The sequence below is a fragment of the Paenibacillus qinlingensis genome (assembly GCF_013204845.1).
Taxonomy (GTDB): Bacteria; Bacillota; Bacilli; order Paenibacillales; family NBRC-103111; genus Paenibacillus_E; species Paenibacillus_E qinlingensis.
Genome location: NZ_JABMKY010000005.1, coordinates 97,692 through 111,933, shown reverse-complemented (window position 1 = coordinate 111,933; position 14,242 = coordinate 97,692). Strand labels below are relative to the sequence as shown.

Sequence of the window (14,242 nt, the reverse complement as noted above, 5' to 3'; positions counted from 1 at the left end):
GTGTTTAGATGTATAAACTACAGCTAATTGGGTCGAATCTGACGTTTTTCCGTAACTAGATGGAAAAAGTACATTTAATTTGTATGAAAATTGAAGAACCGAGCAAATCGAAGGAATTTACCTACAGGAAATACAGTTAATCTTTCAAATTCAAAAAATCTGCTTCAAATAGATGGAGAAAATCCAGTTAGATTGCTGGAAGGAGATACGATATTAACAGATTTTAGTGCTTTGGCTGGCTATCTTATTCATCCATCGGATTACGGTCATATCCTGATGGGTTAGCGATTGGCCGAAGAAAAGCAAATCCGCTTGTAGTTGACAGGGTGTACCGAGGTCATTGACTTCGGTGCACTCTGTTTTTCAATAGTACACTATCAATCAACGGACACGAGCAAAGTAAAATAGGCGCTCACCCAGAGAGTGAACGCCATTAGATCCATCCAGTTTTAATTGCACAGGAGTTTCAATCGTTTCTCATTCCGTACTTTATGCCAGCAAGGAAATGCTCTTCTTAAGAAGAAGTGCCAGTTTCCCTGTTTACTTGCAGTGGCTTTCCCCACTTTTTCACCCACTTATTCATTTCGTTCAGGGCAGTTTGGAAGTCGCAACCCTTTTCTGTTAATGAATATTCCACAGTCACAGGTACAGTAGGAAAGACTTGGCGCAGGACAAGACCATTATGTTCCAAATGGCGGAGGGTATCCGTAAGGGACTGCGTCTTAATAATAGCTACATTCCTTTGCAGCTGATTAAATCGCTGTGGCCCGCGAAGCAACTCGTTAAGTACAAGAAATGCCCACTTGGCTCCAAGAATTTGCAATACTTCGCAGATGTCAGAACTCCCCGTAACCAAACATGATTCGGAATTACCTTGCTCAGTCATCCGGCTTCCCCCTAACAAAAAGTAAGTTAGTCAAAATAGATGGATTATATCCTATTACTTTGCCTTCTTACAATATTATCGCAACCCTTCTATACTGACAATAACTCAAATGGAAGGGAATGAAAGGAATGAATAAATGGACGATTTACATACTTGCTCTAGGGGTATTCTTAACAGCTACTTCAGAGTTGGTAGTCGCCGGAATCCTACGTATACTCGCAAAAGACTTAAACATTTCAATCGCCTTCGCGGGGCAATTAATTACTGCCTACTCGCTAGCCTTTGCCATTGGAACGCCTCTCTTGGTATCACTGACATCCCGTATGGGACGCAGAAAAGTGCTCTTAGGTGCATTGGCAGCTTTCATCATGGGGTGCTTGCTCTCCTTCTGGAGTTCGGATATTTCAACCTTGATTGTATCCCGCATTATTTTGGGTGTAAGTTCAGGCGTTTATATTGTCGCAGCATTTGGTGCGGCCGCCAAAATCGTTCCTCCCGAGAAAATAGGCAGTGCAATTAGCACGATCGTTCTCGGCTTCAGCAGCGCGATGATTTTGGGTGTGCCCATCGGTATAGCCATTACGAACTGGTTGAACTGGCAAGCAATTTTCTTGCTTTTAGGACTCACAAGCCTGTTCATTACCTTCGTCATTTTCCGCTTGCTACCAGAAATTGAGGGGGATGCACCAATGTCATTCCGACAACAATTCAAAGTGCTGGGAAGTGCCGTAATCGTGAGCGGTTTGTTTCTTACCTTCTTTAGGGAATCAGGAAATTCGGTGTTGTTTACGTATTTAACCCCTTTTATGCAAGACATCCTACAACTTAAAGCGTCCAATATCAGCATCGTCATGCTTGTTTTTGGTATATTTGGCGCAGTCGGTACCCGCTTAGGGGGCTACGGAATCGATCGTTGGGGAGCTGCGCGCATCCTAGCCTTCAGCACGATCATGCTCTTTATTATTCTGCTCCTTCTGCCTCTATTTGCTGGGGCGACTCTCATCGGTTTATTACTGATTTCACTCATGATGATCTCTCTGTTCATGGCCGGTCCAGCGACTCAAACGTATTTTATTCAACAAGCTCCCCAATCTTCCAATCTCGTTCTTAGCTTGAATACATCGATCATTCATTTAGGCATAGCGACAGGTTCAGGGGCGGGCGGAGCAATGATAAGCGCCAATTCCACCGTTCTGTATAATCCATGGATGGCAAGTTTTGTTGTCATGTTAGCACTAGTGTCTGCATTCATCAGTTTTTCGACGGGGAAGAAACGGCTGAGCAATCTACACGAAAGTCAGATTTCGTAAAATTAAAAACCGCGCAACCGCGCGGTTTTAGTAATTATAACTATGCCATTCAATTGTTTTGTACCCGTACCAACTTCGTAATCCGTCCATCAATTACCCACTCCGCTATGTAAACATTGCTTTGCGAATCAACACAAACCCCGTGCGGCGAACTCAATTTATTGGAACGATAATAGGATTTGCTAATGTTAGGCCAGCCCTCTTGCTGCTTAGCTTGACGATCCTCGCCAAGGTGTGCAACGAGTCTGTCATGGCCATCAAATATGCTAACACGTGAGTGCAAATCAGGAATGTACATTTCCTCACCATGAAAGAAAAAGGAGCAAGGCATATCCAAATCATCATCCAAACTCCGTATAAATAAACCATCTAGGGTGAAAACCTGAATGCGATGGTTGCCTCGATCAGCGACATAGATTTCAGGCTCGCTTCTGCGCAAATCGATCGAAATGCCGTGCGGACACTTGAATTGACCGAGCTCTGAACCTTTGCCTCCCCACGAACGCAAATATTCGCCATCAGCTGTAAATTGATGTACCCAACTTTGCCCATAGCCGTCTGAGACATAGATATCACCATTTGGTGCGACTGCCACGTCAGTTGGCACATATTTGCGTTCGGCATCATAAATATCAGGTCGATCTGGAGCGCCAATCGTCAGTAACTTCTCCCCTGTCAGTGTCGTCTTCACAACAACACCCTGCTTTGTATCTGTCACATAGAGAAATTCGCCATTTGACTCCTGATGTAAATAGAAACCGTGAGCTCCGCCCGCGAAATCCTCTCCCCATGCCGTAACAAAGCTGCCATTTGACTCAAAAACTAAGACACTGGGCTTGCCAGTATGGAATATAAAGACACGGTCATTTTTGTCCGTCACAATGCCGTGGGTATAGCCAAGCTCAACGTTAGATGGAACTTGAAGCCAATCCGATTGCACCTCATATAAATGAGAAGTATTACCAGCATACAAACGCTTCGTCTTTTGTGCTTCCATTTTTACCACACAGCCCTTCTATTCCTATTTGTTTAAAATAGCTTTCCCCAATCTCTATATCTACCATTTCAATACTAACAAATGAAAGACATTTATACTTGCACTATTTTACGGTATCTAGGTGTAAATCGCTTAAATTTCAAAAAAAATAGCTGACCAAGGATGTTAATCCAAGACCAGCCATTTATACTTTAATTAAGACGAATAGGCAATCCCGATTTCGCCGATTCCAAAGCAGCAACCGTCACCCGTTGTGTCTTAAAGGCATCCGCGTAATCTGAAAGAATAAGTCCCGTATCCCCTGTTTTCAGCGCATAAATAAAGGCTTCATTCTCTGCAAGATACGGGTTAACCTTCTTATTCTTAATCGTGGTTTCATGCGCTTCAATCCTTGTCAATCTTTCCGAATCCCACTCCAGTATACCTTGTTGTGTATAGCAGGTAATCCCTGTCTTGCCCACACCACTAGGCAGTACGCATGTATTCGAAATATTCGCAATAACTCCGCTCTTAAATTTAAGAGTAACAGTCCCCACGTCAGGCACGGTTACACCTTCAAATTGCTTATGCATCACTTGATGGCCGTACATCGCGTAGACTTCATCTATTTCCCCTACGCAATAACGCATAATATCAACCAAATGTGTACTTTGCTCAATAAATTGACCACCTGATCTACTTTGATCTCGCCACCAAGCAACCTGAGGCATGCTCCCCATCCAATAGCCTGTCATCATCCCGATTGACTGTTCTTTCAACAGTTGTTTCATCAGAACTACCGTATCTGTATAACGGAAATGATAGCCTACAGAGGTAATCAGGGATTTCTTCCCTATCTCATTTCGAATCTGCTCTGGCTGATCTGTATTCAGACCCAGCGGCTTCTCCACAAAGAAAGGAATACCTCTCTCAATGAGCTTCATTTCGTATTCACCATGTGACATGGGTGGTACTAAAATGTATACAGCATCCAAGGGTTCGCCGTCCAACATCTCATCTAAGCTTTCATAGCTGGATGGAATACCACATGCCGCAGCAAATGCTTCTGCCTTTGCTAGACTCGTCCCACATACCGCCACCATCTGAACGTCATTCATCTCAGATAAAATTTTTGCATGCATCTTACTAAAGCCACCCGTACCGATAAGACCGATTCGTAACATCGTCTACCTCACTTGTTCTTATAATATTTTTGCACAACCGAGTACGCTAGCTTAGGACGACGATATTCGTCCACAATGCCTTTGCTATTCTTGGTGCCTGACCTCGTCATTAACCAACCTAATGCTTCTACTACTCTGCAATCGCAAAATTGCCAGATAAACATGCCGGAGAGATAAGCACGGGAGGTATATGATGCTAGATTTTGCTCGATAATATCCGCTTGGCGTTCCTCCGAACCTTTCACTTTCGCAGGACAGTGATCGCGATGCTGGGATGCAAAGGTCAATGGACGAGTCCGATCCATGGAACGAATCCGTTCCAATTGCCTCTCGTAATGTACTCTTCCTTCTACTGTATCACTCGCACACTCATTCAGTATAGCCCTGATAATAATAGAAGGATGATTCTATGATTCTCTTCCCTTACATAGATGCATCGCTTATTGCAAAGATGCAGACAACGTTCATCATACGTAGTGCATCTTCGATTACATATTCTCACAATTCTTGCGGAAGATAAATAATCAATCAACAAACAAAGGAGCTAAGCGGCTTGTATCCGCTTAGCTCCTTTGTTTGTTCACCTATATAAATGCACGCATAATCATCCTAAGAACATACAAGCAATTGAACTCCGCTTTCCTTTAAAGTCGCATGAAGTTCACCTTCTGGGTACCCGTCTGAAATAATGCGATGCACAGCACCAATCTCGGCAAATGAAAACAGATCCCGAACGCCATACTTCGTGTGATCCATCATCACATTCACTTCAGACGCTTGTTCGATAACCAGCCTTTTGATTTCGGCTTCATGCATATTGGAATTGCTGAATCCGTGTTTGATGGTGAGACCCGTTGTTCCAATAAATACGCGATCAAAAGCCATCTTGGCAATAGCGACGGCAGCGATAGGCCCAACGAGTGTCGATGTTTTATCCAGCAGCATACCTCCCACGACAATGGTTGGAATCTGCTTGGCTTGCAGCTCAGCAGCGATATTCAGTGCATTGGTAACCACAGTAATCGGCATATTCGGTGTTAGATACTTGGCAACTTGAAGGGTAGTTGAACCTCCATCCAGAAAGATGGATTCCCCTTCATTAATTAGCTGTGCTGCGCGGAGGCCCATTTTCATTTTTTCTTCCATCATGACACCTGTACGATCCTGCAGGGCAATATCCTTGCCTATGAGTATAGCGCCTCCAAAGGTTCGTCTGAGCAGTCCCATGGTCTCAAGCTTCTCTATATCACGACGTATCGTCATTTCAGTGACATCAAACATTTCTTTTAACTCAGCAATTCGAATCTCGCCATCGAGTGCCATCCGATCTAAAATTTGTTGCTGCCGACCATTTATTTGATTTGTTATCATGGAGAACCCCCGTCAATGTTTCTTTTCACCTTATTATCCCAATCATTTAACTGAGGTTCAACCTGATTTCATATTTTACCGTTTCACCTGGCTCCAGAAATACCAAATTTCCTCGCTCGCGCTCTTCTTTACGACCTCCCACATGACAATTGGCAGGCTCGATACCAAGCACATGCGTCCCAGCACCAGGCATTTTCCATTGGACGAGGTTGGGCAGTGTTTGTGCAGACCATTGAAGTGTCGCTTGAACCTGCGTTGTCCCACCATGAAGAGGAAAATGAGGATTACTAATGTGCACCAGCGGTTTATTGGGAGACTCATGATAATACACACGTTCTTGATAAGCAGCATCAGGAGACTGCCACTCACCATAGGCATGGACAGAAGTATCTTGATCACGCGGGCTCACTTGATCACCATAGAATTGAATGCGTGTCTCTTCCATAAGTAATGGGAAACCAAAGTTAAAATGGTATAAGATCATATGTGGGCACGACTCGAAACCCATGTTACGAACTTCGTCCTTAATCAGAATTGTATTGTCACCAACGCGACTACTGATTTCTCTAGCTAATTGAAGCCTTCCACCAAATATGGATGTCTCGTTGATGAGCCCTGAAATACACATGTCCATTTCATCTTCTTGCCATGTGGTTCGAGCGCATACTTGTTCTGCTGGTGTATGATGGTAACGTCCATGAAGTCCAAGACGCTCCCCCTTGTCCTCACAATTAGCCCCTACTTGCATGAGACCACAAGTCATGAGTAACCCACCAGATGCTGTCCGAAGCCAATGATTGCCTTCCGCTTCATAATAAGATGGATGAGCATCTCCATTCGGCGATTGCCAGCTAATCGGTACACCATGATACTCGGCCAAAGAGATATCTAAACCCTTGGATGGCGTCACGTTATAACTTAAGCCTGCACCTGTCCGCACCTGAATGTACGCCACACCTGCTTCTTTACCTTCAACGGCAACGAAACGTTTGATTCCCGCTATTTGATCCATCTTGCCCACTCTCGCCTCTATGTCTCGACGCGACCATGCTTTTCCATAAAGGTTCATAGGATTCTACCTACTCATCTTCACGAATAGTGGGCATGCGTTGAATGCGCAGATCCGTAAAGATATCGAACTCGTCCCGACTTGTGCTTGAAAATTCAGAAATGATAGCTCCCTGTTCGCCAGCTTGAAACCAATGCTTAATCCCAGGTTCAATGGTATATTGCTCGCCAGGATGGAGAACGATTTCGTTCATGACGGTGTAGCAATCTTCACTTCCTGAAGGTATAATCGCCGATATCTCTGGCGTAGGCTCTCCCTCTACATATAAATAGACGACCCCTACACGGCAGCGAAAGGTTTCCATTTTACCAGGTACATTCGCGATCTGTGGATGAAGATGCTCGGGACAAGTTTGTCGTGGAAAAAGAACTAAGTCTTTGGCACAATAACGGTCGGTATTGATATAAGTAATGAGCTCCAGCCCTTGTACCTCAAGCTGTCCCAGTCCAAAGTCTGCAACTTCAATGCGCGCAATCTCTTCCTGAGTTAATTGAATGTGGGATGATATCAACATGTGTTCAGCCCGCTGCTGAGCTTGCCCAATCTCACTTCGCTTCATTCGCTTCTCACGCTCTCTTTCGGAGACTTATGATGGGGTCCTATCCAGATCTGATCTTCGTGCAAATCCCAATTGACCAGCTCCAACTTCGTCGCCCGCTTCTTCCATCCTTTGTCCATTCGGTCTCGGACAGCTGTCCATTCGGGTATGCCGCTAGTAGCATCCGCTTGTTCAACATTGAACGCACCTACGCCAACTGCGCTCTGCAATGACTCCTTCAATGTTAACCCTCTTGTCAGTCCGAATAGGAATCCTGCAATTGTGCAATCTCCTGCACCTGTCGTACCTACAACATCGACTTCATAGCAAGAGGATATCATCTCGCAGTTTAACCAATCATCGAGCAGTGCTGTCTTGGGGGAACTTAATCCCATCTGTGCCAATCTCTGCTCATCTGAAGTTGTTCGAACATATACACCGTGCTCACCTAGTTTAATGACCACAATCGCCACACCCATCTGGATGAGTTCAGCCGATAGTTGCGCTAGTAATTCTCCATCTGCACTTGATAGTAAGTCGCCATTTGGAGCCGCTTTTTCCTTAAGATCGTAGCGCTCTCGGTGAAGCATATACATAATTTCCTCGAAGCTAGGTAAAAACACATCGACAAACGGAAGTGATTGCGTCAGAATGGCTCGCCAGTTAGCCCTTCCAGCTTCTGATGCTGGATCAGGTTTAGCCAAATCAAGCGAAACCGTCAATCCACTCTCCTTGACTTTCTTTAGTAAGGATACAAGTTCTGCACCCTCATTCTCGAACATTCTCTTCATAAGAGGTGGATAACCGAAATGAAACAGCTTTGCTCCTTGCAATTGTTCGTGCATCAAATCAGAAGCCGCATACGTATCATTAGCTCCCGTTGAGTGAAGAAACATCCTATCCATATTCGGTGGACTAATGACAATGGAATAGGAACTATTTGCCTCTGGCGATACAATCATCCCCTCCACTAAGGAAGGCTCCTGCTGCCTCAGCAGGGTAAGTATGACTTCACCGAAGGGGTCCGCTCCTATCTTCCCCATTAATTTCACCTTACTTCCTAGACGGTGAAGCGCAATGCCAGTATTCGAAACTGCACCTCCTGTCGAAATAACGGCAGGGCCGATATTCACAAGCTTCCCAGGTGATAGCAAGGCAGCCAAGCTTGATTGATTCTCATCCATAGTTGGAATAATATCCAAGCAAATATGCCCAGCCACGATGACTTCCTCTTTGCCGCTCACATTTATTCCTCCCAATGTAGCGCTATGGTTTGACTAGTTCGATTGGACTCTAACGCGGCTGTAAACACCTGATGACTGGACGCCGCTTCTTCTGGTGTAGCGCAATAAAAAGGCTGTGCCATCTCCTTAAGGTTTGTTATCTCATCACAGAATGCAGCCCACATCTGCAAGATCGAATCCGAGAAACCGAACTCAAAGATTGCTCCTGTAATGGTGCCGTACGCTGATTTATAAGGAGCATCTGTTTGATGCCAAGACTGTACCCCGCCAGGGTTGTATGGTAATGAACTCACTTGCTTTGGGTTCTTGGTTGTAAATTCCGCAGAGAATTCCGTCCCCATAATTCGAATGAACCACGTATTAGCATGCCCTGGGGCAATACGCTTGGTCGATAAGACCATCGGAAATTGCTGATCACCGGTGTCAACCTCACAAGCCAAAATGGCATTATCCCACGTTTCGCAAGGAACCCTATCACCTTTACCATCAGGACGTTCCGACACAATTTGGGAAAGCAGCGCTCTTACGGTATTCGGTTTCCATCCAAAACGCAGGGGCAAGTGAAGAACGTGCATCCCTAGATCGCCCATACAACCATATTCGCCATTCGTAGCGTTACGCCTTTTCCAATTGATTGGTTTTGTGGGATCCAAATCACTTGAATGCCAGAATCCAGCCTCAACTTCAATGATCTTCCCGAATTTATTCTCAGCCACCCACTGAACAATTTGTTGAACACCTGGGAAAAATGGAAATTCAGATGAGCAACGGACGATGACATTCGGATTTCGTTCAATAGCTTCCATAATCAACTTATTGGCTGCCTGATCGATACCGAATGGCTTTTCACCTAGCAAATGTTTCCCTGATTCAATAATATCCATATAGATTTGAGCATGAAGATTGTGGGGAACCGCACAGTAAATCGCGTCTATATTGGGGTTAGCAAGCATCTCCCTATAATCTGTATAGGTGGCTTCCACACTGGATAAGTTGTCTTGGAACCACTGTGTCGCTGCAGGGTTGGCATCACATACGGCTATGATTCTAGGTTCACTGTCGATCTGTGTAAGATGGCACCATCTTGCTGCGGCACTTGCAAATTCCTTGCCCATTAAGCCGCAGCCAATAACGCCAAAACGAATAATTGTCCTATTCAAAATCAGATACCCTCCTTCTGGTACGTTAAGTTATTGACGCAATAACGCAAGTGCCTGCTCTTCTGAAGCCTCGTGATGAACAATCGACATTAAAGCTCTGGTCATGCCCGCTGGATTTGGATGCTGAATGACATTGCGGCCATACACAATACCCGATGCGCCTTGCTTCATCAGCTCCACCGTACGGCTCATGATCTCCTCATCGCTTGCTCGCCCTCCGCCGCGGACAAGGACGGGAATACCCGATGCAATCCCAATGACACGATGATATTCTTCCACATGATCACAAGGGTCGGCTTTAATAACATTTGCTCCAAGTTCAACTGCCTGCCTGACGAGCGGCATAATTTTGTTAATATCACCATCGACCATATAACCGCCTTTCACTTCATTGGCCAGCATAACTAAAGGCTCCACCATGAGCGGCATGCCATACTTCTCGCATGCAGTTTTGAGCAGCGAAACATTTTTCACACATTGATAATGGAGTTGTGGTTGATTCGGTAATTGCAACAGATTCACGCATACAGCCACCGCGTCCATCAGAACCGCTTGCTCAATGGCGTTGTCAATCAGTTCGCTGAAAAGAAACGCAGGAAGCACCTGCCCATAAATATTGGCAACATCGGTACGAAGCACAAGCCCTGGCTTGTTGCTGCCCGGTATGGCTTGCAGATGGTTCGCTTGACCAATGCTAAGCTGAATACAGTTAGGACCTGCATGAACGATGGTTTCAACGGCTTCCTTCATATTTTCGATACCGGTTAGAAACTGAGCCTCATTAAAGAAGCCATGATCAATAGCGACATCAAAGCATTTCCCTTGCTCACTAAACATGCGATTTAATCTTGGTTGAACAGACATGTCTATCACCCTTTACATTTGTTTTAAAATAACATTTAAAAGTTCGTTTATAACATAATAATAAGTTATTTTATAACATACGTCTAGCTCTTTTTCTGTGGTAAAAAAAAAGCGAGCGCCTAGATCCAACTCTAGGGCTCGCAAGGCATCCATGACATGTCCGAGAGAGAAAACAGATTGCAATAGGCAGGAAAATAGGGTAAAAGTGAACTTACCACGATGATAAACGAAGGTATGTTATAATGTGACTGGAATATATCATGTCATTCTATTGAACTTGAAGGTGCCTATATGGAATATTTGCTGTTATCACGATTAACCCGATTAGACGTGAAATGGGTCTCCGAATTACAGGGAAATGATGGCTTTGGATTGCAAAAGTCCAACCCATTTTTCGAACTAATTATGGTGACTGAAGGTCCCATCTATTTGCAAGTAGGCGAGGAAAAATTAGAACTTCAAAGTGGGGAAACCTTCCTGCTGATGCCATGGGAGAAGCATGGCAGTTGGAAACCCATCGCAAATCAAAGCGGGTTCTATTGGGTTCAATTTGCCGCTGATCCAGGGTTGCGTTTACATAAGGAGGAGCTTGAGGAGGGAGTGCCATTCAAACTTTCCGCGAATCAAGACTTGAGAACTTCCACCGCAGAAAGTCTTACTGACTTTCTATTGCTGCCTCGTCGCAGCAAGCCTTTCAATCGCTATGAGATTTTGGGTATTTTCGAGAAAATCCATCAACAGTTCAGTGCCCCCAAAGGGTATTTCCGTTACCGGGCCTCCCTATGGCTTGGCCATATATTGGAACTGGTTGCACAGGATTTAGTCGATCAGAGGCAAGTAAAACCCGAAGTCTCTTCCACTTTTTTGTTGTACAGGCGCCTGGTGAATATCCTGGATGAATCCTATACGTCCAACCCCTCCAGCAAAGAATTGGAACAATCGCTCCATCATAGTTATGACTATTTAAGCCAACTCTTCAAACGACACGCTGGTATTACGATTGGTTCCTATATCCATCAATTGCAGATTCAGAAAGCTAAGCATCTGCTCTCAAGCACCACCAGCATTATTCGAACCATTGCCGAAGAGGTCGGATTTCAAGATCCTTTTTATTTCTCCCGGATATTCAAAAAGCTGGAAGGCATCAGCCCCCAGCAATTTCGAGATTCCCATATGCATGGAATTACGGACAAGTTTACTTAAACACTAGGAACGCCATTGATGAAAACAAGTGGGATCAGCCCTTTAGTTGGGCGACCTTGCGAAGTAATTTCAACAACGAGATCATATCTTGCATCTTGCAGCCCGTTCGGTGTGAACGTAAATTCCAGCTCAGTCCGGCCGATATTGCAGTGATATTGTTCTAGCGAAGATGCCACCTGCGGGCCTGGCGTAATGGTCCATCCCGTCGGCAAATGCCATTTGAATTGCAGCCATTGCTGCATAAATAGTCCATTATCAATACGAATTTTGACAGACTTCGGGGTGCCTTCTTGAATGAATGGCGCCTCTTGATAATCCACGACTGCTGAGAAAATGACGAAATCATAGGCGACCTGAAACGGACTTTGTGATAACTTATCTGCAAAACTTTGTTGCATCCAAGCATTAATTTGCTTCGGCTGACTAAACAATTGCGTCGTCTCTTTGACTTCAATCGTATATCCGTCTGTCGGTGTCACTACATCAACAAGCTGACTACCCAAGAAGGACGGTGTTAATCGAATAATACGCTCCGTCAATTCAGTTACCGTTTTGGGAATGATCAGGCCTTGATCACCCAAATTCAAACATACGGTCTTGATCGAATCCCCGATTGGATCCGTCCATTTGCTTGGAATCTGTTCCGCGCCGCCGATAATACCGAGAATAGAGCCTAATGTAGCCGCCGTGCAGTCCGTGTCTTCGCCACAGTTATTGGCAATGCAAATACTGTTTCCAAAATCGCCCTCGCCATACAGCCAGCCTATAATGGTTATCCCAACGTTACTTGGCGCGTCATAGCCCATCTTACCAACAGGCACATCGGTCGGCAGATCTTCTGGTCGCATGGCTAGAATGCCGAAGCTTCCCGGCACGTCATTGAGCACTTGAATGCGCGCCTCCTGCCAGGACAACCCTCTTGCATAGGCGTCTCTTGCGGAAGCAACACCTTTGGCAACACCGGAATCTTGCGGAATATAGGATAGTCCAATATCGATGAGTGTATCTCGGTTACTTTCAACAAAGGCAGCACTTTCAATAGCTGCGAAGAATACTTCCGCATATACACCTTCATGACTATGATCAACGATGGCATCTTCATAGGCATATTTAACCGCTACATCTGGGTTGCCTGGCGCAAGACACGCCCAAATTTCAGAACGAATAAAGGCGCCATTACTATCGCGGAACACATTATTGACATAACCCGAAAGTGGAGGAACAATACCTTGCCGCATATTATTTTTCCCAGCACCGTATTCGCCCCAGTTCGGAACAATATAGGAAAGCCAATATTCACCTAAAAGTTGAGCCGTGACATTACGGCCATATTTCTCAGCCACATTCAGCCATACTAGTTGCAAATCCAAATCATCATTCGGCAGCGGCTCCCCATTTAAAGGTTGTGTATAGAAATCGTAATCAAATACGCCGCGTTTGCACTCAAATGGCGCGCCTAAGGTGCCACCAATATTTTTGCCAATCCAACATCCCATCAATTTCGATCTGTATGACTGTAGACTTAGTTTCATTCTGTTTGTTCCTCCCTATGGGTTCCTGCTTGCTACATTGAGTATAACAACGAGAGCAGCAGCGCTAACATGAACGAATGATAGTTCTTACCTAGGCAAAGTCTATGTTTTGTCCATGACGAACAGCTTCTGACCAAGAGCGCATTAATTTCCCTTACCATGCGTGGCACAAAAGCAAATAACCCTACGATTTCTCGCAGGGCTATCATCTTCAGTTTCTGTTTTCCCCAGATTGCTTCTTCTTACTAGGACTCTGTCATTTGCAAAAGCTCACTAACCGTTACAAGTTGATAACCTTGTTCTGTTAATTCCTTTGCCAAAATTCGAACAGCCTCTATCGTTTGAGATCGATCTCCAAAGCCATCATGAAAGAGTAAGATGCTCCCGCATCCGACTTGTTCTCGGGTTACCTCAAGAATGTGGTCTACGCCCGGCATCTCCCAATCCCTTGTGCCTCCGTTATTGGATCCAATGACAGGATAACCCATTTTGTCAGTAATTTCCTGAACTTCCTCGTTGAAATCCAAGTACGGTGGGCGCATGACAACTGGCTTACTTCCTGTTACTTGTGTAATTAATTCGTCGGTAACAAGAAGTTCTCGCTCACATTCCTCTAAGCTGATTTGGGTCATAAAAGGATGAGAGTAAGTATGGTTGCCAATTTCATGTTGCCTGGTATGCACATCAAGCGCGGTCTCGGGATAAAGTTCGATTTGTTTTCCCATCATAAAAAAAGTAGCACGACCGGAAACCTCATCGAAAATATCTAGCAATTGAGGCGTATACTCAGGGTTAGGGCCATCATCAAATGTAAAAGCAACAGCTTTCTGTGTTGTTGAAACTTGTTGAATGATCTTCATGCGTTTAGCCCCCTATCATTGTGATCTCTGAATTTCGCTCGACGA

The 14,242-nt window shown here is 44.9% G+C and carries 14 protein-coding genes; 2 read left to right on the top strand and 12 right to left on the bottom strand.

Annotated elements, in window-relative coordinates; translation table 11 throughout:
• Positions 1–514 precede the first annotated feature (514 nt).
• On the bottom strand, positions 515–886 hold the full coding sequence (locus tag HQN88_RS12550; RefSeq protein ID WP_173111877.1) for a winged helix-turn-helix transcriptional regulator: 372 nt from the start codon (positions 884–886) through the stop codon (positions 515–517).
• Positions 887–1,014: 128 nt separating this feature from the next.
• Here HQN88_RS12550 and HQN88_RS12545 point away from each other — a divergent pair, with 128 nt between their 5' ends.
• Positions 1,015–2,196 (top strand): MFS transporter, encoded by a 1,182-nt coding sequence (locus HQN88_RS12545; protein WP_173111872.1) that lies wholly within the window; start codon positions 1,015–1,017, stop codon positions 2,194–2,196.
• Positions 2,197–2,245: 49 nt separating this feature from the next.
• On the opposite strand, the gene HQN88_RS12540 is transcribed toward HQN88_RS12545, so the two are convergent.
• From HQN88_RS12540 to HQN88_RS12500, 9 genes are all read right to left on the bottom strand, one after another.
• On the bottom strand, positions 2,246–3,193 hold the full coding sequence (locus HQN88_RS12540; RefSeq protein ID WP_246320224.1) for an NHL repeat-containing protein: 948 nt from the start codon (positions 3,191–3,193) through the stop codon (positions 2,246–2,248).
• A gap of 191 nt (positions 3,194–3,384) precedes the next feature.
• On the bottom strand, positions 3,385–4,356 hold the full coding sequence (locus tag HQN88_RS12535; protein ID WP_173111868.1) for a Gfo/Idh/MocA family protein: 972 nt from the start codon (positions 4,354–4,356) through the stop codon (positions 3,385–3,387).
• A gap of 8 nt (positions 4,357–4,364) precedes the next feature.
• Complete coding sequence (locus HQN88_RS12530) at positions 4,365–4,733, bottom strand: hypothetical protein (protein ID WP_337995202.1); 369 nt, start codon at positions 4,731–4,733, stop codon at positions 4,365–4,367.
• Between the two features lie 232 nt (positions 4,734–4,965).
• A complete protein-coding gene (locus HQN88_RS12525) occupies positions 4,966–5,727 on the bottom strand; it encodes a DeoR/GlpR family DNA-binding transcription regulator (protein WP_173111865.1) in 762 nt (253 codons plus the stop codon).
• Positions 5,728–5,773: 46 nt separating this feature from the next.
• Positions 5,774–6,739, bottom strand: a complete 966-nt coding sequence (locus HQN88_RS12520) for an aldose 1-epimerase family protein (RefSeq protein WP_246320203.1) — start codon at positions 6,737–6,739, stop codon at positions 5,774–5,776.
• A 67-nt stretch (positions 6,740–6,806) separates the two neighbouring features.
• Positions 6,807–7,310, bottom strand: coding sequence for a D-lyxose/D-mannose family sugar isomerase (locus HQN88_RS12515; RefSeq protein ID WP_246320223.1), 504 nt, complete (start codon positions 7,308–7,310; stop codon positions 6,807–6,809).
• 41 nt (positions 7,311–7,351) lie between these two features.
• Entirely contained in the window at positions 7,352–8,578 is a 1,227-nt protein-coding gene (locus HQN88_RS12510) for a carbohydrate kinase family protein (RefSeq protein WP_274319541.1), read from the bottom strand.
• Between the two features lie 2 nt (positions 8,579–8,580).
• Entirely contained in the window at positions 8,581–9,738 is a 1,158-nt protein-coding gene (locus HQN88_RS12505) for a Gfo/Idh/MocA family protein (RefSeq protein WP_173111855.1), read from the bottom strand.
• Between the two features lie 30 nt (positions 9,739–9,768).
• Positions 9,769–10,602 carry a class I fructose-bisphosphate aldolase gene (locus HQN88_RS12500; RefSeq protein ID WP_173111852.1) on the bottom strand — a complete coding sequence of 278 codons (834 nt, stop codon included), beginning with the start codon at positions 10,600–10,602 and terminating at the stop codon, positions 9,769–9,771.
• A 291-nt stretch (positions 10,603–10,893) separates the two neighbouring features.
• Between HQN88_RS12500 and HQN88_RS12495 the strand changes: the two genes are divergently transcribed.
• The gene (locus HQN88_RS12495) at positions 10,894–11,805 is read left to right on the top strand and encodes a helix-turn-helix domain-containing protein (RefSeq protein ID WP_173111848.1); all 912 of its coding nucleotides are present in this window, start codon (positions 10,894–10,896) and stop codon (positions 11,803–11,805) included.
• On the opposite strand, the gene HQN88_RS12490 is transcribed toward HQN88_RS12495, so the two are convergent.
• Together HQN88_RS12490 and HQN88_RS12485 are read right to left on the bottom strand one after the other, a co-directional pair.
• Positions 11,802–13,337 carry an ADP-ribosylglycohydrolase family protein gene (locus tag HQN88_RS12490; RefSeq protein ID WP_173111845.1) on the bottom strand — a complete coding sequence of 512 codons (1,536 nt, stop codon included), beginning with the start codon at positions 13,335–13,337 and terminating at the stop codon, positions 11,802–11,804. The two genes, HQN88_RS12495 and HQN88_RS12490, sit on opposite strands and share 4 nt — an antisense overlap.
• Positions 13,338–13,582: 245 nt before the next feature.
• Positions 13,583–14,197, bottom strand: coding sequence for a polysaccharide deacetylase family protein (locus HQN88_RS12485; RefSeq protein ID WP_173111841.1), 615 nt, complete (start codon positions 14,195–14,197; stop codon positions 13,583–13,585).
• Positions 14,198–14,242 lie beyond the last annotated feature (45 nt).

Excerpts from the sequence above, each read along its gene's own strand:
- HQN88_RS12535 (WP_173111868.1), bottom strand. The coding sequence starts at position 4,356 with ATGTTACGAATCGGTCTTATCGGTACGGGTGGCTTTAGTAAGATGCAT.
- HQN88_RS12490 (WP_173111845.1), bottom strand. The coding sequence starts at position 13,337 with ATGAAACTAAGTCTACAGTCATACAGATCGAAATTGATGGGATGTTGG.
- HQN88_RS12485 (WP_173111841.1), bottom strand. The coding sequence starts at position 14,197 with ATGAAGATCATTCAACAAGTTTCAACAACACAGAAAGCTGTTGCTTTT.
- HQN88_RS12495 (WP_173111848.1), top strand. The coding sequence starts at position 10,894 with ATGGAATATTTGCTGTTATCACGATTAACCCGATTAGACGTGAAATGG.
- HQN88_RS12550 (WP_173111877.1), bottom strand. The coding sequence starts at position 886 with ATGACTGAGCAAGGTAATTCCGAATCATGTTTGGTTACGGGGAGTTCT.
- HQN88_RS12520 (WP_246320203.1), bottom strand. The coding sequence starts at position 6,739 with ATGGATCAAATAGCGGGAATCAAACGTTTCGTTGCCGTTGAAGGTAAA.
- HQN88_RS12545 (WP_173111872.1), top strand. The coding sequence starts at position 1,015 with ATGAATAAATGGACGATTTACATACTTGCTCTAGGGGTATTCTTAACA.
- HQN88_RS12540 (WP_246320224.1), bottom strand. The coding sequence starts at position 3,193 with ATGGAAGCACAAAAGACGAAGCGTTTGTATGCTGGTAATACTTCTCAT.
- HQN88_RS12525 (WP_173111865.1), bottom strand. The coding sequence starts at position 5,727 with ATGATAACAAATCAAATAAATGGTCGGCAGCAACAAATTTTAGATCGG.
- HQN88_RS12515 (WP_246320223.1), bottom strand. The coding sequence starts at position 7,310 with ATGTTGATATCATCCCACATTCAATTAACTCAGGAAGAGATTGCGCGC.
- HQN88_RS12500 (WP_173111852.1), bottom strand. The coding sequence starts at position 10,602 with ATGTCTGTTCAACCAAGATTAAATCGCATGTTTAGTGAGCAAGGGAAA.